Origin of the sequence: Pseudomonas nitroreducens NBRC 12694 (assembly GCF_002091755.1) — a bacterium.
Taxonomy (GTDB): Bacteria; Pseudomonadota; Gammaproteobacteria; order Pseudomonadales; family Pseudomonadaceae; genus Pseudomonas; species Pseudomonas nitroreducens.
On record NZ_BDAI01000002.1, the window covers coordinates 391,144 to 412,893 of the forward strand.

A 21,750-nucleotide genomic window follows, 5' to 3' on the forward strand; every position below is an offset into this window, starting at 1 on the left:
GCACCCAGATTAGACGGTGGGGATTGCACCGGGCCTGTCATATCTCAAGGTTCGGCGGATCCTCGCTGAACCGTTGCTGAATAGCGTGGGATTTGTCATCAGAGGTAGGGATTGGCGTAGCAATGGACTCAGTGCGTGTTCGGGGCAGCGTCGCTCCGGGCCGTGGTGAGGTGGGCGATACCCTCGCGAACGGAGTCCGTTCCTGCAAGGTCGATGGCTCCAGTTCCCGCGTTCCGCCCACCCGGCTGGCTTGCCGCCAGCGGTTCGGCGTGCAGCCCACGAGCTTGCGGAAGCTGCGGCAGAAGTGCGACTGATCGGCGAAGCCGCATTCCTGCCCGACCTGGGAAATCGGCGCGTCGCCGCTGGCCAGCAGCTCGCGGGCGCGGTCGATGCGCAGGCGCAGCGCCCATTCCCGCGGCGCGAAACCGGTGGCCTGCTTGAACGCACGGGAGAAATGGCTGCGCGACAGGCCGCATTGCTCGGCGACATCGGCGATGTACAGACGGCTGAGCAGGCAGCCGGCGAGGATTTCCTTGGCCTTGCGCTCCTGCCAGGGGGCGAGGGCGAGGCGTTCGCCATCGCTGCGCGCGTCGTTGCACGGATCCGGCATGCGGTAGTGCTCCAGCAGATGCCGGCAGAGGCGCTGGCTGGCTTCGTGCACGCCTTCACCGGGGGACTGCAGTTGCTCCATGAGCTGCAGGACCAGGCGGTGTGTCGCAGGGGCGAGCATGGTCGCTACCTGGTGGGCAGGTGCGGGCATGATGTCTCTCTTCTCGTCGGCTTCCAGTGGCGGCAAAAGCCGCCTGATAAAAAGGAAAATTCAAGGTAAATCAAGGTGATCCGATGCTCAATCGAATTCGCCGGAGGCAGCGCTTTCCAGCACATCCGTCCAAGAAAAACCTCGTGGGGCATGGTCGACTGGCGCGACCCTCGTCTTGTGCCAAGATGCCCAATTCCACAGCCCCGAGCGACCAGCCATGAACCGAAACGACCTGCGCCGCCTGGACATGAACCTGCTGGTGATCTTCGAATCCCTGATGCTGGAGCGGAATTTGACCCGCGTCGGCGAGAAACTGTTCATCACCCAGTCCACTGTCAGTGCTGCGCTGGCGCGCCTGCGCGACCTGTTCGACGACCCGCTGCTGGTGCGCGCCGGCCGCGCCATGGAGCCCACCAGCCGGGCGCTGCACATCTTCGAGGAGCTGCGGCCGGCGATGGATGTGATCTCCGCCGCGGTCAGCCGCGCCAAGTCCTTCGAGCCCCAGAGCAGCTGCAATATCTTCCGCCTGGGCCTGTCCGATGACGCGGAATTCGGCCTGTTCCCCGCGCTGCTGGCGCGCTTGCAGCAGGAGGCGCCGAACATCACGGTGGTGGTACGCCGGGCCAATTTCCTGCTGATGCCGGCACTGCTCTCGTCCGGCGAGATCACCGTTGGCGTCAGCTACACCACCGACCTGCCGGCCAACGCCAAGCGCCGCAAGCTGCGCGATATCGGCGTGAAGGTGCTGCGCGGCGACGACCGCCCCGGCCCGCTGACCCTGGACGAATACTGCTCGCGGCCGCACGTGATGGTGTCCTTCTCCGGCGACCTCAACGGCGCCATCGACCTGGACCTGGAGCGTATCGAGCGCCGCCGTCGGGTGGTGCTTGCCGTGCCGCAGTTCGGCAGCCTGCGCGCGCTGCTGCGCAACACCGAGATGATCGCCACCGTGCCGGACTACGCCGCCTGCGCCCTGGTGGAGGACAGTTGCCTGCGCGCCGAGGAGCCACCCCTGGAGATCAAGCCGGCGGAGCTGTCGATGGTCTGGAGCGCCGCCCACGACAACGACCCGGCCGAGCGCTGGTTGCGCGAGCGGATGGTGGAATACATGAGCGCGGCGGTACCCTGAATCCCGCTATCCGCTATCCGCTATCCGCTATCCGCTATCCGCTATCCGCTATCCGCTATCCGCTATCCGCTATCCGCTATCCGCTATCCGCTATCCGCTATCCGCTATCCGCTGTCGGTGCGCTTCCGACACAGGCGTCCAAGAATCGGGCGGGCAAAACGGAGCAGCATGGCGCCATCATCTTCCAAGGAGGCGCCCGCCATGCCGGCATCCCGCAGCAACCCTTGCTTGACGCTTTTGGCCAGCACACTGCTGGTCTCCACCGTTGCCTGGTCCGAGCCGCCGGCCGCGCCGAAGACCCAGGCGCCGGGCTATTTCCGCCTGGCCGTGGGCGATTACGAAGTCACCGCGCTGTACGACGGGTACAACGATCTGTCGCCGGGCCTGTTGCTGGGCCTGAGTCGCGAGCGCATCGGTGCTCTGCTGGCGCGCAGCGCCATGGGTGACGAGCGTGTGCAGACCAATTTCAATGCCTTCCTGGTCAATACCGGCAAGCACCTGGTGCTGGTGGACAGCGGTGCCGGCCAGTGCATCGGCGGCACCGCCGGGCACCTGCCGGAGAACATGAAGGCCGCTGGCTACGCGCCTGAACAGGTGGACAGCATCCTGCTCACCCATATGCACCTGGACCATGTCTGCGGCCTGGTGGACGGGCAGGGCCGGGCGCTGTTCGCCAACGCCACCGTCTACGCGACCCAGGCCGAGGCGGATTACTGGCTGGACGAGAAGCGCCGAGACCAGGCGCCGGAAAAGGCCCGCGAGTTCTTCCAGGTGGCGCAACAGTCGCTCGCGCCATACCGAGCCACCAATCGCCTGCGGACGTTCGTGCCACCGGCCTCGCCTTTGCCCGAGCTGCAGACCGAGGCGACCAGTGGCCATACGCCGGGCAGCACCAGCTACCGCTTCGAGTCCGGTGGAGAGGCTATCGTCTTCATCGGCGACCTGATTCACAACGTCGCCGTGCAGTTCGCCCACCCGGAGGTGGCGATCCGTTTCGACACCGACCCGAAGCAGGCGGTGAAGGCTCGCGAGGCGGAGTTCGGCGCGCTGGCGAAAAACGGCGCCTGGGTGGCCGCCGCGCACCTGCCGTTCCCTGGCATCGGCCATATCACCCGCGACGGCAAGGCGTTCAACTGGGCACCGGCGGTTTACGGCCCGTACCAGCGTGCGCAGGAGGTGCCGTTCATCCAGTGACGGGCAGGGCGAAAGCCTGTGCGATGGCATCGATCACTGCCCGCACCCGCGCCGTATGGCGCACGTCCTTGTGGGTGACCAACCACACGTCATAGGGCAAGGGCGGGCGCTCCGGCCACAGGCGGACCAGGCCGCCCGCCTCACCCATTGGCAGCGGCAGTTCGCCCACGCCGAGGCCGCAGGCCAGCGCGCGGCGGACCATGAAGCCGGAGGTGCAGGTCATGGCGATGCGCCCGCGGATGATCGGCTCGGAGGCGAGGAGCAGGTCCTTGCCGGCATCCAGATATGGCTGGTAGACCACCAGGTCGTGCCCGGCAAAGGCGGTTCCCGGCTCGGGTATGCCGCGCTCCTCGATGTACTGCGCGGAGGCGAACAGCCCGCTGCCCCAGCGCGCCAGGCGCCGTACGATCAGGTCGGGGTTCTCCGGCTGGTGGGTGCGCACGGCAATGTCGGCCTCGCGCTTGCTCAGGTTGAGCATCTGCGTGGAAGTCTGCAGCTGCACCTCGATCCCCGGCTCCTCGCGGTGCAGGGCGGCCACGGCGGGGATGATGTAGTCCGTGGCGAAGGAGTCGGTGGTGGTGACCCGCACCACGCCACTCATGCGCTCGTCCATGCCGAGGATCTGCCGTTGCAGGTCGGCGGCGGAGGACTCCATGGCCTGCGCCGCGGCCATGGCGATCTCGCCCGCGGCGGTCAGACTGTAGCCGGCCGAGGTACGCAGGAAGAGCGTTGCCTCCAGCGAGCGTTCCAGCGAGGCCAGGCGCCGGCCCACCGTCGCCTGGTCCACCGCGAGCACACGGGCGGCGCCGCGCAGGGTCTGTTCGCGGCACAGGGCGAGGAACACCCGGGCGTCGTCCCAGTTCATCATGGTGATTTTCCTTTGATGCAGAAATGCAAACCTGGAAAGAAAACTCGCTGCATTATTTCATCTTCTGGCGACTTTATGATCTCCCCATTGTCAAGCAACGGCGCCGCCCCGACGGCGCGATAGGGGTTGTCATGAATACCGATGCTTCCCGCCTCGCCAGCCGAGGCTCCCTCTGGTTGCCGATCTGGGCCGGCCTGTGCGCCAGTCTGGTCGGCATCGGCCTGGCGCGTTTCGCCTACACGCCACTGATTCCGGCGCTGATCGAGGCGCACTGGTTCTCGGCCTCGGCCGTGGTCTACCTGGGGGCCGCCAATCTCGCCGGCTACCTGGTCGGCGCCCTGGCCGGGCGCCCGCTGGCGGCGCGCTGGTCGAGCGCCGCGGTGCTGCGCGGCATGATGCTGCTGGTCACGCTGTCGTTCTTCGCCTGCGCCTGGCCGCTGAACCAGGCGTGGTTCTTCTGTTGGCGACTGGTCTCGGGGATTTCCGGCGGGGTGATCATGGTACTGGCCGCCAGCACCATCCTGCCGCAGGTGGTCGCCAGTCGTCGTGGATTGGCCAGCGGAGCGATCTTCCTCGGCATCGGCCTGGGCATCGCCGCTTCCGGCACGCTGGTGCCTTTGTTGCTGGCGCTGGGGCTGGTGCAGGCCTGGCTGGGCCTCGGCGCGCTGGCCCTGGCGCTCAGCCTGAGCAGTTGGTTCGGTTGGCCACGGGAGCACGCCCACGCCCAGGCGCACAATGTCGCGGCGCCGCGAGCCTCGGCAGGCGTCTACGTGCTGTTCGCCCAGTACGCATTGATGGCGTCTGCGCTGGTGGCGCCGATGATGTTCCTGGTGGACTACGTCGCCCGCGGGCTGGGCGCCGGCACTCACAGCGGCGCACTGATCTGGACACTGTATGGTGTCGGTGCCATCGTCGGGCCGGTGGTCTACGGCTTCCTTGCCGATCATCTCGGGGCGCGGGCAGCGATCCGCCTGGTGCTGGTGGCGCAATTCATCGCCCTCGGCCTGTTGCTGGAAACCGGCGACCTGCGCCTGCTGGGCGTCGCCAGTCTGGTGATCGGTTCGTTCCCGCCGGGCATTGTGCCGCTGGCCCTGGCGCGGGTGCATCAACTGGTGCCTGGCCACGCTGCGCAGAATGCCACCTGGAGCCGTGCGACCGTCTCCTTCGCCAGCTTCCAGGCCATTGCCGGCTACGCCTACTCGGCGCTCTTCACTGCGAGCCACGGGCACTACGCGTTGCTGTTCGCGGTGGCCGCCGGAGCCATCGTCCTGGCGCTGCTGATGGAATTGGCGCTGCTGTTCAAGGCATCGTCCGCAGTGGCTGAAACCGCCCATGGCTGAGTCAGAACGCGCCCTTGAGCGGATACTCGATGATCACGTAGAGGCGGTCGATATCCGCTCCGCCCTGGGCGTCGTTGGCGCGGTGCGAGACTTGCGCGAAGCTCAGGGCCAGGTCTTTGGCCGGACCGGACTGGACCACGTAGCGGAGGTCCAGGTCGCGTTCCCAGTGACGCCCACCGTCGCCGTAGGTCGGCTGGCAGGTGGCGCCCTCCAGGGGGTTGTAGGCACCCCCGCACGGGGCATGGGTGCCGTCGATGCCTCTGCCGCGTACGTAGCGCGCGGACAGAGTCAGGCCGGCAAGCCCGGCGCTGGCGCCGTCCCACTGGTAACGCGCTTGCCAGGAGTGCTCACCGGGGCCGTTGAAGTCGGCGTACTTGATGGAGTTGGCGAGGTAGATGGAGTCGCCGCCGACGAAGTCGAAGGGTGTGTCGCCGTTGACTTTCTGGTAGGCAAGGCTCAGTGCGTGGCTGCCCAGGGCGACCTTGCCTAGCAGGCTCCACGCCAGGGTGTCGATGTTGCCGGCGCGTGCGCTGCCGGTGTCGCCGGTCTTGTACAGGTTGGCGTCCACCGACCAGCGACCGACTCGGCCATTGAGGTTGGCGTAGCCCTGGCGCCAGACGTCGTCCAGTTGGCTGGCATAGAGTGCACCTCCCCAGTTCGCATCGGGTGCGCTCCAGGTGGCGCCGGCCAGGCTCAGGCCGCCGAAGCGGGTACTGGCGCCGTAGCCTTCGAACTCGCCGTGGCTGGAGCTGGAATTCTGGTTCTTGAAGGCGGTGAAGCGCCCGGCTTGCAGGCGCAGGCCCGGCAGGCTCCTGTCGTCGATAAACCAGCCGGTGGCGTACTCGGGTTGCAGGCGCTTGTCGCCGGTGTCGAATACCGGCGTCTCCACTTCCATTTCGCCCCAGGCCAGGCCGGTTTTTTCGTGCACCAGACGCAGCGCGGCACCCGCATCGGAGTAATCGCTCTCGCTGCGGCCGTCGCTGTCCAGCGGTAGCAGGCCGGTGCCGGCGTGACCGCGCCCGCCATCGAGCTTCAGGCCGAGGAAGGCATGGGCATCGACGCCCAGGCCGATGGTGCCGGGCGTGACGTCGCTGCTGAACTTGCCGATGAAACCCTGCGCCCATTCGCGGCGCAGGCTCTGGCCGTTGGGGCCGGGGCTGCGGTAGTCGTTGTCGAGGAAGTAATTGCGCGACAGCAGCGACCAGTCGGCGGCGTGGACCGGAACGCAGGCGAACGCCAGGGCGCAGGGAAGCAGGGCGTTTCTCACGGTCCGGGCTCCGTGTGGAGGGCGCCAGGGCGGGGCAGGACGAGGCGATAGCTTCCCGGCCCGGCAATCGCCAGACCGGCGAAAAGAATCAGCATCCACCAGGCGAACTGGCCTTCCTCCAGCGACCACTGCGGGTGCACGAACACCAGTGCCACCAGCAGCACGGCGATCACCGGCAGGCAGGCGAGGCGGGCGAACACGCCGAGGATCAGCAGGATCGGACAGAGCACTTCGGCGAACACCGCCAGCACCAGGGTTGGCGCAGGGCCGAGGCCGAAGGGGTCTTCGATGTGCTGCAGCTCGCTTTGCCAGTGCAGCAGCTTGGGCAGCCCGTGCACCTGGAGCAGCAGCAGTGCGGCGGCAACGCGCATGAACAGCAGCGCTAGCGCGCCGGAGCGGTCGGGGGTCGGCATGGTGTCGTCAATCCTGCAAATGAAAAAGGGGCGGCAATGCCGCCCCTATCCGGTGCCTGGGCTCAGTGGCCTTCGCTGGCGTTGAACATGGTCTTGGCGTAGATCAGGCCCAGGCCGTAGGCGCCGCCATGCTCGATGGAGGTCTTCACGGTGGCATCGTAGGTCTCGCCGCGGGCCCAGTCGCGTTGCAGCTCCAGCAGGTACTGCAGGGAGGTCATCGGGCGGGCACCCAGCTGGATCATTCGTTGCAGGGCCATTTCGTGGGCCTCGGTGGAGACGTCGCCACAGGCGTCGGCGATGACGTAGACCTCGAAGCCCTGGTCAATGGCCGACAGGGCCGGGCCGACGATGCACACGGAGGTCCAGAGGCCGGCCAGGACGATCTTCTGCTTGCCGAACTTGTTCACTTCCACGGCGATGCGCGGGTCTTCCCAGGTGTTCATGCTGGTGCGGTCGATGACGTTGTGCTCGGGGAAGACCGACTTGATCTCGTCGAAGATCGGGCCGGAGAAGCTCTTCTCGGCGACGGTGGTGAGGATGGTGGAAACGTCGAACTCCTTGGCCGCCTTGGCCACCAGGGCGGCGTTGTTGCGCAGGGTCACGGCGTCGATGGACTTGGTCGCGAAGGACATCTGCGACTGGTGGTCGATCATGATCAGGGTGTGGTCGGTGGGGTTGAGCAGGGTCTTGCCGGGAACGGCTTTGGCGATGGCGGTCATGGCGATGGTCCTTGTGGATGGCGTGGGTGGATGAGGTTCGAGTGGTCGATGGGCCCGGACTGCCGTAGCCGGTGCCGAACCGTGGACGCATCTTTGCCGATCGGCGAAAGGCGCGGAACAGACAGCCTTGCACGGCCACTTTGCAGTTCTGCAAGGCCCGCCCGAGGGCGTTGATGGGCAGACTATGGTTCCGCCGCCCCGCCATTTATTGGACCTGTGTGCTCGGCCCACCTGGCGGAGAATGATGCAAACGTGCGATTCGCCGTCGTGGCGAATGGGTACAGTGGTTTTTTCCATACCGGGGCACGCGAGACCGCCAAGCCCCGCTTGCGTGCGAGTAGAAGAATGAAAACAGTGGCCATGGTGCTGTACGACGATGTGCTGGCGCTGGATGTAACGGGGCCGATGGAGGTGTTCTCCATGGCGAACCGCTACCTGCCGCCGGAGCAGCACTACCGGTTGCTGACGGTGGCGGCGAAGCCCGAGGCCGTGCGCGCCTCCAGCGGCCTGAAGATGAGCGCGGACCTGCCGCTGGAAGCACTGCTGGCGGGCGTCGACCTGCTGCTGGTGCCCGGCGGGCCGGGCGCCTACAACGGCCGCAACGAGGCGCTCACTGCCGGGCTGCCGGCAGCGGCGCGCGCGGCGAAACGCTATGGCGCGGTGTGCACCGGAGCCTTCCTGCTCGGCGCGGCCGGGTTGCTTGACGGCTACCGTTGCACCACCCACTGGAATTACCTGGAGCGCCTGGCACAGCTGTACCCGCGCACCCAGGTGCAGGCCGAGCGTATCTACGTCATCGACCGCAACCTGATCACTTCCGGCGGGGTCACCGCCGGCATCGACATGGCGCTGGCCGTCGTCGCCGAGGACCACGGCAAGGACATCGCGCTGGAAGTCGCCAAGGTGCTGCTGGTGGTGCTCAAGCGCCAGGGCGGGCAGACGCCGTTCGGCCCGCTGCTGGTGTCGGTGGTGCGCGACGGCTCGGTGATCGCCCGCGCACAGGCCTTCGTGGTGGACCACATCGACGAGCCGCTGACGGTGAATCGCCTGGCCGAACAGGTGGCCATGAGCCCGCGCAACTTCGCCCGTGCCTTCCAGCGCGAGACCAGCATGACGCCCATGCAGTACGTACAGAGCGCGCGCATCGACCACGCGCGCAAGCTGCTGGAAAGCAGCGACCTGCCACTCAAGCAGGTGGCTTGTCGCAGCGGCTTCGGCAGCCCCCGGCACATGCGCACGGTATTCGGCGAACGCATCGGCATGACGCCGAGCCAGTACCGCGAGCAGTTCGGCTTCGCCTGATGGTAGTGCGCCGCGTTTCATGCCGGTTGACCGTCCGGCGCACCCTAGTTGGCCGAATCCTTCCCCCTGCGGGAATTGCGCTGTCACACGAGGACGGGAAAATACCCTGACCACCAATCAGGGGCGCGTCACCTCGGTTCTGACCAGATCGCCTGGAGGCCTTGTTGTAGAGCGATCCGTCGGACTAAAGACGTGAGCAGGAAATGAGCGAAAGCACGGAAAACCGCACCGAGACCATCCTGCAGTTCGGTCGCTTCCAGTTTCATCCCTACAAGCGCCAGCTGCTGCAGGGGGACCGCCCGGTGCGCATCGGCAGCCGGGCACTGGACATTCTCCAGGTGCTGATCCGCCAGCCCGGCGAGATCATCGGCAAGGATACGATCATCGCCCAGGTGTGGGGCAACACCGTGGTCGAAGAGATCAACCTGCGCGTACACATCGCCGCCCTGCGTCGCGCCCTCGGCGAAGGCCGCACCGGCGAACGCTACATCGCCAACGTGCCGCTGCGTGGTTATGGCTTCGTCGGTGTGGTGGAAACCGTCACCGCCCCGGTACAGGCTGTCGCACTGCCTTGCGAGGTGCGCGCCAGCAACCTGCCGGTGCTGCTGATGGGCCTGGTCGGCCGCCAGGCGCTGCTGGAACGGGTGGTGAGGCAGCTGCCCGCGACGCGCCTGCTGACCCTGGTCGGCCCTGGGGGCATGGGCAAGACTTCCCTGGCGATCCACTGCGCCGAGTCGCTGCACAAGCATTTCAGCCAGGTGCGCTTCCTCGATCTGTCCATCGACCCGGATGGCATCTCCCTCAGCCAGAACCTCGCCGTCCTCCTGCGCGAGCCGGTGCAGGAGCCGACCCTGCTGTTGCTGGATAACTGCGAGCACCTTGCCGAGCGCTGCGCCGAGGCGGTGGAGTACCTGTTGCGCCTGCATCCGGCGCTGAGCATTCTTGCCACCAGCCGCGAGCCGTTGCGCGCGGAAGGCGAACATGTGCTGCGCCTGCCGCCGCTGGAGGTGCCCGCGCAGGACGACGCGCCCCTGGCACTGGCCATGTGCAGTTCGGCGGTTCAGCTGTTCGTGATGCGTGCGCGGGAAGTCTGCGACCGCTTCGAACTCAAGCCGGGCCAGGTGCGCGCGATCATCGATATCTGCCGGCGCCTGGACGGCATTCCCCTGGCCATCGAGATGGCGGCGCGGCAGGTGGGCATCCTCGGTCTCACCGGGCTGCCGGCCCTGCTGGATACGCCCATGCAACTGCTGATGCCCGGCCGCCGTACCGCGCCGGCGCGGCAGCAGAGCCTGCGGGCGACCTATGACTGGAGCTACGGGTTGCTGGATGTTGCCGAGCAACGCTGCCTTCGCCTGCTCGCGCAACTGGACGAGGACTTCACGCTCGACGCGGCCGTGGCCTCGCTCGATGGCAATTCCCTGTGCCGCGAATGTGCATTCGCGGCGGTGCGCCAACTGGCGGACAAGTCGCTGCTGTGGGTGGAGCAGGGCGAGTGCGAGGTACGCTACCGGTTGCCCCACACGGCGCGGGCGTATATGCGGCAGGTCGATGTAGCCGAATTGGCTATCAGCGCCGCTTAATCGCACCTTCGATTACCCAAGCGCTGGGGCGGACTCGAAAACTCTGTCACCGCAAGGTAACCCGCCCTGTCGGCGATAGCCCGTTCCGGGTTCGTCACCCTGGAAAAGCAAAAGCCCAACCCAGCACATGCGTCCAATAGGCCAGCCGCGACCGCAGCCATAGTGACCGGACCTCAACCCCGAGCCCGGAACACCCATGAGCGCCGAAGCCATCGATCTGAACAGCGTGGTGACGCTGGTGGTCCACCACAAGGTGCGCTGCGAAGCCCTGCCCAGCTATGAAGCCTGGCTGCGCCGCACCGTTGCCGCTGCGCGCCAGCAGCCCGGCCACCTGGGCGTGAACGTGATCCGCCCCGACGGCGAAGGCGCGATGTTCACCACCGTGGTGCGTTTCGCCCGGGCCGGCCAGCTGCAAGCCTGGATCGATTCCCGCGAGCGTGCCGAGCTGGTCGCCGAGGTCCTGCCGCTGCTGGAGGAGGGTGACCACCCGCTGATCCACAACGACGCCGAATTCTGGTTCACCCCCGAGCACGGCAACGTTCGCCAGCCACCGAAATGGAAGCAGGCGCTGCTCACCTACCTGGTGATCAGCCCGCTGACCATGGTCATTCCGCCGCTCTGGGGGCCCGCGTTCGAGCGCTTCCCTGTGCTGGCCGGCGTGGTGCCGAGCAACCTGCTGGTAACCCTGTGCATCGTCCTCCCGGTGGTCTACCTGATCATGCCCTGGGTGACCCGGCATTGCGCCGGCTGGCTCAACGCCGACTGATCTTTCCCCTGACTTTCCCCTCACGGGGCGCCCTGGCGCCCGTCCCCACATCGTCCTGCATGGCAGGCAGAGGAGTTTCCATGAGCACTTTCGTCACCCGCGACGGCACCGAGATCTATTACAAGGATTGGGGCAGCGGCAAACCCGTGCTGTTCAGCCACGGCTGGCCACTGGACGGCGACATGTGGGAATACCAGATGCAGTACCTGAGCAGCCGCGGCTACCGCACCATCGCCTTCGACCGCCGCGGTTTCGGTCGCTCCAGCCAGCCGTGGGACGGCTACGACTACGACACCTTCGCCGACGACATCGCCGGCCTGATCGAGCACCTTGACCTGCGCGAGGTCACGCTGGTGGGCTTCTCCATGGGCGGCGGCGACGTCAGCCGCTACATCGGCCGCCACGGCACCTCGCGCGTCGCCGGCCTGGTGCTGCTGGGCGCGGTTACCCCGATCTTCGGCAAGGCCGCCGACTTCCCACAGGGGGTCGACGGGGCTGTATTCGACGGTATCAAGGCCGGCCTGCTGCAGGATCGCGCGCAGTTCATCGCCGACTTCGCCGCGCCGTTCTACGGCACCAACCATGGCCAGAAAGTCTCCGACGGCGTGCTCGCCCAGACGCTGAACATCGCGCTGCTGGCCTCGCTCAAGGGCACCATCGATTGCGTCGGCGCCTTCTCCGAGACCGACTTCCGTGCCGACCTGGCCAAGGTCGACGTGCCGACCCTGGTGATCCATGGCGATGATGACCAGATCGTGCCGTTCGAGACTACCGGAAAGCTGGCTGCCGAACAGATCCAGGGTGCTGAACTGAAAGTCTACGCCGGTGCTCCCCATGGATTCGCCGTCACTCACACGCAACAACTCAACGAAGACCTGCTGGCCTTCCTGCAACGCTGAGGGTCACGAACATGAGTAACGCAGAGCGCAATGCAGACCTGATCCTGTTCAACGGCAAGCTGCACACCGTCGACCCCGAGCGCCCGCACGCCACCGCCGTGGCCATCGCTGACGGCAAGTTTCTCGTCGTGGGCACCGACGCCCAGGCGATGGCCTATCGCGACGCCTCGACGAAACTGGTCGACCTCAATCGCCGTACCGTCATCCCCGGCCTCAACGACTCGCACCTGCACCTGATCCGCGGCGGCCTGAACTACAACCTGGAGCTGCGCTGGGAAGGCGTGCCGTCGCTGCACGACGCCCTGGAAATGCTGCGCCTGCAGGCACAGCGCACGCCGTCGCCGCAATGGGTGAGGGTGGTCGGCGGCTGGAACGAGTTCCAGTTCGCCGAGAAGCGCATGCCGACTATCGAAGAGCTGAACCAGGCGGCGCCGGACACCCCGGTGTTCGTCCTGCACCTCTATGACCGCGCGCTGCTCAACCGCGCCGCGCTGCGTGTCGTCGGCTATACGAAGGACACGCCGAACCCGCCCGGTGGCGAGATCGTCCGCGACAGCAACGGCGAGCCCACCGGCATGCTGATTGCCCGCCCCAACGCGATGATTCTCTACGCGACCCTGGCCAAGGGGCCGAAGCTGCCGCTGGAGTACCAGGTCAACTCGACCCGCCAGTTCATGCGCGAGCTGAACCGCCTGGGCCTGACCAGCGTGATCGATGCCGGCGGCGGCTTCCAGAACTACCCGGACGACTACCAGGTGATCCAGCAGCTGGCCGACGCCGACCAGCTCACCGTACGCATCGCCTACAACCTGTTCACCCAGAAGCCCAAGGAAGAGCTGGCGGACTTCCGGAACTGGACCTCCAGCGTGACCTACGGCCAGGGCACCGACTTCCTGCGCCATAACGGTGCGGGCGAGATGCTGGTGTTCTCGGCGGCCGACTTCGAGGACTTCCTCGAACCGCGTCCGGACCTGCCCGGCACCATGGAAGCCGAGCTGGAACCGGTGGTGCGCCACCTGGTGGAGCAACGCTGGCCGTTCCGCCTGCATGCCACCTACGACGAGTCCATTTCGCGCATGCTCGACGTGTTCGAGAAGGTCGATCGCGATATCCCGTTCAATGGCCTGCCGTGGTTCTTCGACCATGCCGAGACCATCACGCCGAAGAACATCGAGCGGGTGAGGGTGCTGGGTGGCGGCATCGCCATCCAGGACCGCATGGCCTTCCAGGGCGAGTATTTCGTCGACCGTTATGGCAGGCAGGCCGCCGAGGCCACGCCGCCGATCAAGCGCATGCTCGCCGAAGGCGTTCCCGTCGGCGCCGGCACCGACGCTACCCGTGTCTCCAGCTACAACCCCTGGACCTCGCTGTACTGGATGGTCAGCGGCAAGACCGTGGGCGGTCTGAGCCTGTACCCGGAAGGGCTGTCGCGCGAAGTGGCGATCCAGCTGTTCACCCACGGCAGCGCCTGGTTCTCCAGCGAGCAGGGCAAGAAGGGCATGCTCAAGGCTGGCCAGCTGGCTGACCTGGCGGTGCTGTCGGAGGACTTCTTCAGCGTCGAGGAAGAGGCGATCAAGACCATCGAGTCCGTGCTCACCGTCGTCGGCGGCAAGATCGTCCATGGCGACCGCGAGTTCGACAAGCTGGCTCCGCCGAGCATCCCGGTGGTGCCGGAGTGGTCCCCGGTGGCCATGGTCCCTGGCCACTGGCGCCCGCAGGCCCCGTTGCAGCAGGCCGTGCACCAGTGCGTCGGTTCCTGCGGCGTGCATGGGCACAGCCATGAGCGTGCGCGCACGAAAGACGTGCCGGTGAGCGACTTCGCCGGCTTCTGGGGCGCGTTCGGCTGTTCCTGCTTCGCATTCTGACGGTGTGAGAGTCCGGCCCGCGAGGGCCGGATTGTAATCGTTCATCCAATGGGCGAGGTTCTTTGTAGGAGCGAGCTTGCTCGCGAATCGCCCTGGAGCGTCACGCCTACGTGAAGCGGGTTCGCGAGCAAGCTCGCTCCTGCACCATCGATGACAACTGCGTCCGTTAACGTCTCCCGCGATGAGGCCTTTGGCCACCCTTCATCGATAGCCTTTTACCGCTTCAGCCAATCGAAAACTGCAATAGCAGCCCGCCCCGTTTGATCTATCTTCTGATGGGTTGTGCGAATACAAGGCGCCAACGATAGGCGCCCCCAAGGAGCCTGCAATGAGTGAAGAAAAGAAAGGTAGCTGCCCGTTCCACCAGACCGCTGGTGGTGGTACTTCCAACCGTGACTGGTGGCCCAACCAGCTGAGGCTGGACCTGCTGCACCAGCATTCTTCCAAGTCCAACCCCATGGGCGAGGACTTCAACTATGCCGAGGCCTTCAAGACCCTCGACCTGGAAGCGGTGAAGGCCGACCTGCGCGCCGTGATGACCGACTCCCAGGACTGGTGGCCCGCCGACTTCGGCCACTACGGCCCACTGTTCATCCGCATGGCCTGGCATGCCGCCGGCACCTACCGCATCGGCGATGGCCGTGGCGGCGCCGGTCGTGGCCAGCAACGCTTCGCTCCGCTCAACAGCTGGCCGGACAACGTCAGCCTGGACAAGGCCCGTCGGCTGATCTGGCCGATCAAGCAGAAGTACGGCGCCAAGCTGTCCTGGGCCGACCTGATCGTCCTCACCGGCAACGTCGCCCTGGAGTCCATGGGCTTCAAGACCTTCGGCTTCGCCGGCGGCCGTGAGGACGTCTGGGAACCGGACCAGGACGTGTACTGGGGCGAAGAGACCACCTGGCTGGGTGGCGACAAGCGCTACACCGGCGACCGCGACCTTGAGAACCCGCTGGCCGCGGTGCAGATGGGCCTGATCTACGTAAACCCGGAAGGCCCCAACGGCAACCCCGACCCGGTGGCTGCCGCCCGAGACATCCGCGAGACCTTCGCCCGCATGGCCATGGACGACGAGGAAACCGTCGCCCTGATCGCCGGCGGCCACACTTTCGGCAAGACCCACGGCGCGGGCCCGGCGGATAACGTCGGGGTCGACCCGGAAGCCGGCGGCCTGGAGAACCAGGGTCTGGGCTGGGTCAGCACATTCGGCACCGGCTCCGGCGGCGACGCCATCACCAGCGGCCTGGAAGTCACCTGGACGTCGACGCCGACGCGCTGGAGCAACAACTTCTTCTGGAACCTGTTCGGCTATGAGTGGGAACTGACCAAGAGCCCGGCCGGCGCGCACCAGTGGCAGCCGAAGAACGGCGCCGGTGCCGGCAGCATTCCCGATGCGCACGACAAGTCCAAGCGTCGTGCGCCGTCGATGCTCACCACCGACATCTCCCTGCGCGTGGACCCGGTCTACGAGAAGATTGCCCGGCGCTTCTACGAAGATCCCGAGGCGTTCGCCGACGCTTTCGCCCGCGCCTGGTTCAAGCTGACCCATCGCGACATGGGCCCGCTGGCCCGCTACCTGGGGCCGGAAGTACCGAAAGAGGAACTGATCTGGCAGGATCCGATCCCGCCGGTCGACCATCCGCTGGTAGACGAGAAGGACATCACTGCGCTCAAGGCCAAGGTACTGGCCTCGGGCCTGTCGATTTCCGAGCTGGTCTCCACGGCCTGGGCCTCGGCCTCCACCTTCCGTGGTTCGGACAAGCGCGGCGGCGCCAACGGCGCGCGCATTCGCCTGGCGCCGCAGAAGGACTGGCCGGTGAACCAGCCGGAGCAGCTGGCCAAGGTGCTCGGCGTGCTGGGCGAAATCCAGGCGGAATTCAACGCCTCCGCTACTGGCGGCAAGAAGATCTCCCTGGCCGACCTGATCGTGCTGGCCGGTGATGCCGCCGTGGAAGAGGCCGCGCGCAAAGGGGGGCACTCCGTCAGCGTACCCTTTGCGCCGGGCCGCATGGACGCCAGCCAAGAGCAGACCGACGTGCACTCGGTGGGCATGCTGGAACCGGTGGCCGACGGCTTCCGCAACTTCCTCAAGTCGAAGTTCGCGGTGCCGGCAGAGGCGTTGCTGATCGACAAGGCGCAACTGCTGACCCTGACCGCACCGGAAGTCACCGTACTGATCGGCGGCCTGCGGGTGCTCGGCGCCAACACCGGCGGCTCGCAGAACGGCGTGTTCACCACGCGTCCCGGCACCCTGAGCAATGACTTCTTCGTCAACCTGCTGGACATGGCCACGGTCTGGAAACCGACCTCGGACGCCAATGAGCAGTTCGAAGGCCGTGATCGCAAGACCGGCGAAGCGAAGTGGACCGGCAGCCGCATCGACCTGCTATTGGGATCAAACTCCCAGCTGCGGGCGCTGTCGGAGGTCTATGGTTGCTCGGACGGCGAACGCAAGTTCGTCCATGACTTCGTCAAGGCCTGGACCAAGGTGATGAACCTCGACCGCTTCGACCTGCCGCGCTGATCGGGCAGCAACGAGCACAAGGCCCGCGGACGAGCGATCGTTCGCGGGCCTTGTCGTTGTTGCGGGTGCCGGCCGTCGCAAGAGTTTCACAGGCCGGCGGCAGACTGGGCCGCTAATCCGTTACCCAGCCAATGGGGGTTCGCACATGCGCCGTCGCATCATCGCTGTACTGGGCACCTTCGCGCTGGCTACCGCCAGCTTCACCGCCAGCGCCGCGGAGTCGCCCGGCCGCGCCCTGAGCGAGGCCGCCGGCATTCCGTGGCCGACGGTGATCGCCCACCGCGGCGCCTCCCACGATGCTCCGGAGGAAACCGCACCGGCCTATCTCGCCGCCCGTGATCTGGGCGCGGACTACCTGGAAGCGGACCTGCAGCGCACCAAGGACGGGGTGCTGGTGGCGGTGCACGACGACACCCTGGAACGCACCACCAACATTGCCAAGGTATTCCCTGGCCGCGAGAAGGATCCGGTGAGCCGATTCACCCTGGCCGAACTCAAGCGCCTGGACGCCGGTAGTTGGTTCAACATGGCCTATCCCGAGCGTGCCCGCTCCAAGTACGCGGGTGCGCGCATCCTCACGCTCGATGAATTGATCGATATCGCCGAAGGCGGCGGCGAGACCCCGGGCCTTTACCTGGAAACCAAGGCACCAGGCCAGTTCCCCGGCATCGAGGAGGATCTGCGCAAGGTCCTGGAGAACCGTGGCTGGCTCAATGCTGATGGCGAGCCCCAGGGCAGAATCGTGCTGCAGACCTTCGAGAAGAGCAGCCTGGAACTGCTGCAAAAGAGCATGCCGAAGGTGCCGAAAGTGTTGTTGTTGTGGGTCGGCGACGGCTACATGGCGGCAAAGCAGTCGACCACCTTTGCCCAGTCCGGCGAGAAGATCAAAGCGGACTTCTATGCCAGGCAGGAAGTGAAGTCCAAGGAAGAGCTCTTCGCCTGGCTCGACTGGGCCAAGACCAACGGCGCCCTGGGCAGCGGCCCGTCGGCGACCCTTACCGCTCGCGGCGACCAGAGCTACATGGACCTGGTGCAACCCTGGATGAACCAGGCCGCCCATGAGCGAGGCCTGTTTGTGCATGCCTACGCCGTCGACGACGCAGTGGACTTCGACAAGCTGAGCAAGGCTGGCGTGGATGGCTTCTTCACCAACCGCACCGACCAGTTGCTGATGTTCCTCGGCCGGCCACCGAGCCAGGGCGTGGACGAGGTGCTGAAGTCGGTGGGCTATTGAAAGAGGTATTGCGGGAGGGGGACTACACTCGCAGTGGTCTTTCACTTCGTGTCCTTCGTCAGGAGATTCCCATGACTACCCGCAAACTGATTCCCGCGGTCCTCGCTGTCGCACTGCTGCCCTGGTCGCTGGCCCAGGCCGCGTCCCTGGGCGATGTCGCCGGCAGCCTTGGCGGCCTGGGCAACCTTTCCTCGGTCTCTTCCAGCAGCAGTAGCAACGTCGCCGGGGTCCTGGAATTCTGTGCGAAGAACAATTACCTCAATGCCGATGCAGCGACCCAGGTGAAGGACAAACTGCTCGGCAAGCTGCCCGGCAACACCACCACCAGCGACAGCGGCTACAAGGACGGCGCCAAGGGCATACTCACCGGCAAGGACGGCAAGAGCCTCGACCTGTCCGGCAGCGGTATCAAGGAAAAGGTGACCAGGCAGGTGTGCGACAAGGTGCTCAGCCAGGGCAAGTCGCTGCTTTGAGCCGAGCGCCGAATCAGTGAGTCCGCTTCCTTAGAGGGCGACCCTTTCTAGGAGCGGACGTCGTCCGCGATCGGATCACCGGTCACGCCGCACCTTTGCGCCGAGCGCGTTTTTTCATAACGCACATCGCGCTCATCCAGGCGCGCGGCCAACTGCCAGCCGTGCTTGCGGTAGAAGGCATTGGCGCGAATACCGTCGCCGCCATCGGTCACCAGCCAGATGTTCTCGTGTTCACGGAACAGCTGGTACTCGGCCATGCCCAGCAGTTGGCGGCCTGCGCCGTGGCCCTCGTATTCCGGGCGCACGAACAGCGCGAAGAGTTCTCCTGACGCGATATCCACCATGGCGAAGCCGACGGCCATGCCGTCGATTTCCGCGATCCAAGCACAGGCTGCTGACTGGATGGCCTCGGCCAGCACCGCCGGCGTGATACCCAGCACCGCCATCTGCTCGCGGCTCAAGTGGTTTTCCCGCACGCTGGTGCGAATGTCGAAGAGGCTGTCGATGTCGGCAACGCTGGCGAGGCGGATCGATAGGGGCATGAGGCGCAGTTCCGGATTCAGGAGGCAGAAAAACCGCTGTGGTAGGCGACCTCGCCATTGGCTTTGGAACCGTCCAGCGACAGGGCCATGAAGTACTCCGGCGGCACGCCTTGATAGTGGATCGCCGGGTCCTGACGAAAGCCGAATCGCCGGTAGTAGGCTGGGTCGCCCAGCACCACGCAGCCTTTCGCACCGAGCTTTTCAAGACGCTCCAGTCCGGCGCTGATCAGCGCCGCTCCAAGTCCCAGGCCGTGCAGGTCAGGCCGCACGGAAACCGGCCCGAGCCCGTACCAGCCGATGTCCGCGCCATCCAGGGTGACGGGAGAGAAAGCCACATGGCCTACCACTTGGTCTTCCTCCGTCGCAACCAGGGAAATCCTCAGCGCCCCCGCCGCGCGCAGGGCGTCGACGATGGCGCCTTCGGTGCCGCTGCTGTGCTCGGCCATGGCGAAGGCGGCGGTGGTCACCTCGCGAATGATCGCGACGTCTTCGGGGCGTTCAGGGCGAATGGCGTAATCCATGGGACGTGTTCTCGAGTGTTCGTCGGTGGACACTGTAGCGCGTCTCGCACCACGGGATACGGTAAGCTGCGCAGCTTTCCCCAGCGTTCCATGCGGAGAACGATCCATGGAAGACCTCAACACCCTCTATTACTTCACCCAGGTGGTGGAGCAGGGTGGTTTCGCCGCCGCCGGCCGCGCGCTGGACATTCCCAAGTCCAAGCTCAGCCGGCGCATCGCCCAACTGGAGGAGCGTCTGGGCGTGCGCCTGCTGCACCGCACCAGCCGGCTCTGCTCGCTGACCGAGATCGGCCAGGAGTATTACCAGCGCTGCGTGGCCATGCGCATCGAGGCGGAAGGCGCTTCGGAGGTGATCGAGCGCAACCGTGCGGAGCCGCGCGGGCTCGTTCGGCTGGCCTGTCCGACGACGCTGCTCAACTCCTGGGTTGGCCCGATGCTCACCCGCTATATGCTCAAGTACCCGTTGGTGGAACTGTTCATCGAGAGCACCAACCGCCGCGTCGATCTGCTCCACGAGGGCTTCGACATCGCGTTGCGCGTGCGTTTCCCGCCGCTGGAGAACACCGACATGGTGATGAAGGTACTGGGCAACAGTACCCAGTGCCTGGTGGGGCGTCCGGACTTCCTCGAACGCATGGCCGGTGACAGCTCGCCCCTGGGCTTTGGGCAATTGCCCAGCCTGCACTGGGGCGGCATGCAGCGCGAGTACCAGTGGGAACTGTTCAACGACGAGGGCGAGCGCCTGCTCATCTCGCACAGGCCGCGCATGGTTACCGACGACCTGCCGGCCCTGCGCAACGCCGTCCTCGCGGGTGTCGGCATCGCCCACGTGCCGCGGGTAGCGGTGCGCGAGGACCTGGCTGCCGGCAGGCTGGTTGAACTGCTGCCGGGCTGGTCGCCCAAGTGCGGCATCGTCCATGCGATCTTCCCTTCGCGCCGTGGCCTGTTGCCCTCGGTGCGCACGCTGATCGACTTCCTGGCCGAGGAATTCAGCAACAGCGATATGGCCTGAAGCGCCGCGTCGGTGGACAGCGTTGCGTATTGCGCACCGCTGTGTTGCCGGCCCGACCGATTCTGCCCGGAAGGTTGCCGGCATAGTCTGGGGGCACTGTTTCCCGTTCAAGGATTGCTCATGAACTCCGCTTCGACTTCCCACCCGGCTGACCATGCACAGCCGACCCTCTCCTCGGCGATGGTCGCGCTGCTCGCGTTCTGCTGTGGCGCCGTGGTCGCCAACCTCTACTACGCGCAACCCATCGTCGAGCTGATCGCCCCGGCCATCGGCCTCTCCACCCAGCACGCCAGCCTGATCGTCTCGCTGACCCAGTTCGGCTACGCCATCGGCCTGCTGTTCCTGGTGCCGCTGGCGGACCTGTTGGAGAACCGCAAGCTGGTGATCGGTTTCACCCTGGCGGTGGCGCTGTGCCTGGCCGGCGCCGGGTTGGCAAGTGCGCCGTCGGTGCTGCTGGCCTGCGCCCTGCTGATCGGCCTGACCTCCGTGGCGGTGCAGATTCTCGTACCGTTGGCCGCGCATCTGGCGCCGGAGGAGGCCCGTGGCCGGGTGGTGGGCAACATCATGGGCGGCCTGCTGCTGGGTATCCTGCTGTCGCGGCCGGTGTCGAGCCTGGTGGCGGAGGTCTTCGGCTGGCGCGGGGTATTCCTTGCCGCGTCGCTGCTGATGCTGCTGATCGCCCTGGTGATGGCGATAGCGCTGCCGCGCCGCTTGCCGGCGCACAGCGCCACCTATCCGCAACTGATCGGCTCGGTGTTCTCGCTGGCCCGGCGCTACGCCGTGCTGCGCGAACGCGCGCTCTATCAGGGGCTGCTGTTCGCTGCATTCAGCGCGTTCTGGACCATCGCGCCCATCGAACTGATCCGCCACCACGGATTCAGCCAGACCCAGGTCGCGCTGTTTGCCCTGGTCGGTGCCGTGGGCGCCGTGGCTGCGCCCATCGCCGGGCGGCTGGCGGATGCCGGCCACACGTTCAAGGGCACCCTGGTGGCCTTGCTGCTGGCGCCATTGGCCTTGTTGCTCGGGGCGCTGCCCGGTGCCGGATGCCTCTGGCTGGTGGTCTGTGCTGTGCTGCTGGATTTCGCCGTGCAGTTGAACATGGTGCTCGGCCAGCGCGAGGTGTACGCACTCGACCCGCATAGCCGCGCACGCCTGAATGCGGTGTACATGACCAGCATCTTCGTCGGTGGCGCGCTCGGTTCGCTGGTCGCCAGCCCGCTGTACGAAACCATCAGCTGGACGCCGTTCGCCATTGGCGTGGCAGTCGTTCCGGCCGTCGCCACCTTGCTCTTCCTGCTCCGCGGCGAGCGCCACGCCTGAGAGCACAGGCGTGCAAGGCGAA

20 protein-coding genes are annotated in these 21,750 nt (G+C 66.2%); 13 read left to right on the forward strand and 7 right to left on the reverse strand.

Annotation, left to right across the window (positions count from 1 at the left end):
- Nucleotides 1–37: 37 nt before the first annotated feature.
- On the reverse strand, nucleotides 38–760 hold the full coding sequence (locus PNI01S_RS07645) for a helix-turn-helix transcriptional regulator (protein ID WP_084357741.1): 723 nt from the start codon (nucleotides 758–760) through the stop codon (nucleotides 38–40).
- Between the two features lie 217 nt (nucleotides 761–977).
- Here PNI01S_RS07645 and PNI01S_RS07650 point away from each other — a divergent pair, with 217 nt between their 5' ends.
- Both PNI01S_RS07650 and PNI01S_RS07655 read left to right on the forward strand, forming a co-directional pair.
- Nucleotides 978–1,889, forward strand: coding sequence for a LysR substrate-binding domain-containing protein (locus PNI01S_RS07650; protein WP_024762838.1), 912 nt, complete (start codon nucleotides 978–980; stop codon nucleotides 1,887–1,889).
- A gap of 201 nt (nucleotides 1,890–2,090) precedes the next feature.
- Nucleotides 2,091–3,083, forward strand: coding sequence for an MBL fold metallo-hydrolase (locus PNI01S_RS07655; protein WP_084357742.1), 993 nt, complete (start codon nucleotides 2,091–2,093; stop codon nucleotides 3,081–3,083).
- Here the strand turns inward: PNI01S_RS07655 and PNI01S_RS07660 are convergent.
- Complete coding sequence (locus tag PNI01S_RS07660; protein WP_084357954.1) at nucleotides 3,073–3,948, reverse strand: LysR family transcriptional regulator; 876 nt, start codon at nucleotides 3,946–3,948, stop codon at nucleotides 3,073–3,075. The two genes, PNI01S_RS07655 and PNI01S_RS07660, sit on opposite strands and share 11 nt — an antisense overlap.
- A 134-nt stretch (nucleotides 3,949–4,082) precedes the next feature.
- Here PNI01S_RS07660 and PNI01S_RS07665 point away from each other — a divergent pair, with 134 nt between their 5' ends.
- Nucleotides 4,083–5,291, forward strand: coding sequence for a YbfB/YjiJ family MFS transporter (locus PNI01S_RS07665; RefSeq protein WP_084357743.1), 1,209 nt, complete (start codon nucleotides 4,083–4,085; stop codon nucleotides 5,289–5,291).
- Nucleotide 5,292: 1 nt separating this feature from the next.
- On the opposite strand, the gene PNI01S_RS07670 is transcribed toward PNI01S_RS07665, so the two are convergent.
- The 3 genes from PNI01S_RS07670 to PNI01S_RS07680 form a co-directional block, all read right to left on the reverse strand.
- On the reverse strand, nucleotides 5,293–6,558 hold the full coding sequence (locus tag PNI01S_RS07670; RefSeq protein ID WP_084357744.1) for an OprD family porin: 1,266 nt from the start codon (nucleotides 6,556–6,558) through the stop codon (nucleotides 5,293–5,295).
- Nucleotides 6,555–6,971: a DoxX family protein gene (locus tag PNI01S_RS07675; protein WP_084357745.1), complete on the reverse strand. Its 417-nt coding sequence runs from the start codon at nucleotides 6,969–6,971 to the stop codon at nucleotides 6,555–6,557. The genes PNI01S_RS07670 and PNI01S_RS07675 overlap by 4 nt, the downstream gene beginning before the upstream one ends.
- Nucleotides 6,972–7,033: 62 nt before the next feature.
- Nucleotides 7,034–7,690, reverse strand: a complete 657-nt coding sequence (locus tag PNI01S_RS07680) for a hydrolase (RefSeq protein WP_024762844.1) — start codon at nucleotides 7,688–7,690, stop codon at nucleotides 7,034–7,036.
- A 345-nt stretch (nucleotides 7,691–8,035) separates the two neighbouring features.
- Between PNI01S_RS07680 and PNI01S_RS07685 the strand changes: the two genes are divergently transcribed.
- The 8 genes from PNI01S_RS07685 (at nucleotide 8,036) to PNI01S_RS07720 (ending at nucleotide 18,333) form a co-directional block, all read left to right on the forward strand.
- Nucleotides 8,036–8,992: a GlxA family transcriptional regulator gene (locus tag PNI01S_RS07685; protein WP_164488255.1), complete on the forward strand. Its 957-nt coding sequence runs from the start codon at nucleotides 8,036–8,038 to the stop codon at nucleotides 8,990–8,992.
- Between the two features lie 203 nt (nucleotides 8,993–9,195).
- Complete coding sequence (locus PNI01S_RS07690) at nucleotides 9,196–10,575, forward strand: ATP-binding protein (RefSeq protein ID WP_084357746.1); 1,380 nt, start codon at nucleotides 9,196–9,198, stop codon at nucleotides 10,573–10,575.
- 196 nt (nucleotides 10,576–10,771) lie between these two features.
- On the forward strand, nucleotides 10,772–11,341 hold the full coding sequence (locus PNI01S_RS07695) for a putative antibiotic biosynthesis monooxygenase (protein ID WP_024762847.1): 570 nt from the start codon (nucleotides 10,772–10,774) through the stop codon (nucleotides 11,339–11,341).
- An 80-nt stretch (nucleotides 11,342–11,421) separates the two neighbouring features.
- Complete coding sequence (locus tag PNI01S_RS07700; RefSeq protein WP_037009685.1) at nucleotides 11,422–12,240, forward strand: alpha/beta fold hydrolase; 819 nt, start codon at nucleotides 11,422–11,424, stop codon at nucleotides 12,238–12,240.
- Between the two features lie 11 nt (nucleotides 12,241–12,251).
- Nucleotides 12,252–14,105 (forward strand): amidohydrolase, encoded by a 1,854-nt coding sequence (locus PNI01S_RS07705; protein ID WP_084357747.1) that lies wholly within the window; start codon nucleotides 12,252–12,254, stop codon nucleotides 14,103–14,105.
- Between the two features lie 328 nt (nucleotides 14,106–14,433).
- Nucleotides 14,434–16,626, forward strand: a complete 2,193-nt coding sequence (gene katG / locus PNI01S_RS07710) for a catalase/peroxidase HPI (protein ID WP_065084812.1) — start codon at nucleotides 14,434–14,436, stop codon at nucleotides 16,624–16,626.
- Nucleotides 16,627–16,771: 145 nt separating this feature from the next.
- A complete protein-coding gene (locus tag PNI01S_RS07715; RefSeq protein WP_084357748.1) occupies nucleotides 16,772–17,860 on the forward strand; it encodes a glycerophosphodiester phosphodiesterase in 1,089 nt (362 codons plus the stop codon).
- A gap of 71 nt (nucleotides 17,861–17,931) precedes the next feature.
- Nucleotides 17,932–18,333, forward strand: a complete 402-nt coding sequence (locus PNI01S_RS07720; RefSeq protein WP_024762852.1) for a YjjA family protein — start codon at nucleotides 17,932–17,934, stop codon at nucleotides 18,331–18,333.
- A 47-nt stretch (nucleotides 18,334–18,380) separates the two neighbouring features.
- Here the strand turns inward: PNI01S_RS07720 and PNI01S_RS07725 are convergent, their stop codons facing one another.
- Together PNI01S_RS07725 and PNI01S_RS07730 are read right to left on the reverse strand one after the other, a co-directional pair.
- The gene (locus tag PNI01S_RS07725) at nucleotides 18,381–18,875 is read right to left on the reverse strand and encodes a GNAT family N-acetyltransferase (protein ID WP_065084814.1); all 495 of its coding nucleotides are present in this window, start codon (nucleotides 18,873–18,875) and stop codon (nucleotides 18,381–18,383) included.
- A 17-nt stretch (nucleotides 18,876–18,892) separates the two neighbouring features.
- Nucleotides 18,893–19,396, reverse strand: coding sequence for a GNAT family N-acetyltransferase (locus PNI01S_RS07730; RefSeq protein ID WP_037010155.1), 504 nt, complete (start codon nucleotides 19,394–19,396; stop codon nucleotides 18,893–18,895).
- Between the two features lie 106 nt (nucleotides 19,397–19,502).
- Between PNI01S_RS07730 and PNI01S_RS07735 the strand changes: the two genes are divergently transcribed.
- The gene (locus tag PNI01S_RS07735; RefSeq protein WP_024762853.1) at nucleotides 19,503–20,408 is read left to right on the forward strand and encodes a LysR substrate-binding domain-containing protein; all 906 of its coding nucleotides are present in this window, start codon (nucleotides 19,503–19,505) and stop codon (nucleotides 20,406–20,408) included.
- Nucleotides 20,409–20,528: 120 nt separating this feature from the next.
- A complete protein-coding gene (locus tag PNI01S_RS07740) occupies nucleotides 20,529–21,728 on the forward strand; it encodes an MFS transporter (RefSeq protein WP_084357749.1) in 1,200 nt (399 codons plus the stop codon).
- Nucleotides 21,729–21,750 lie beyond the last annotated feature (22 nt).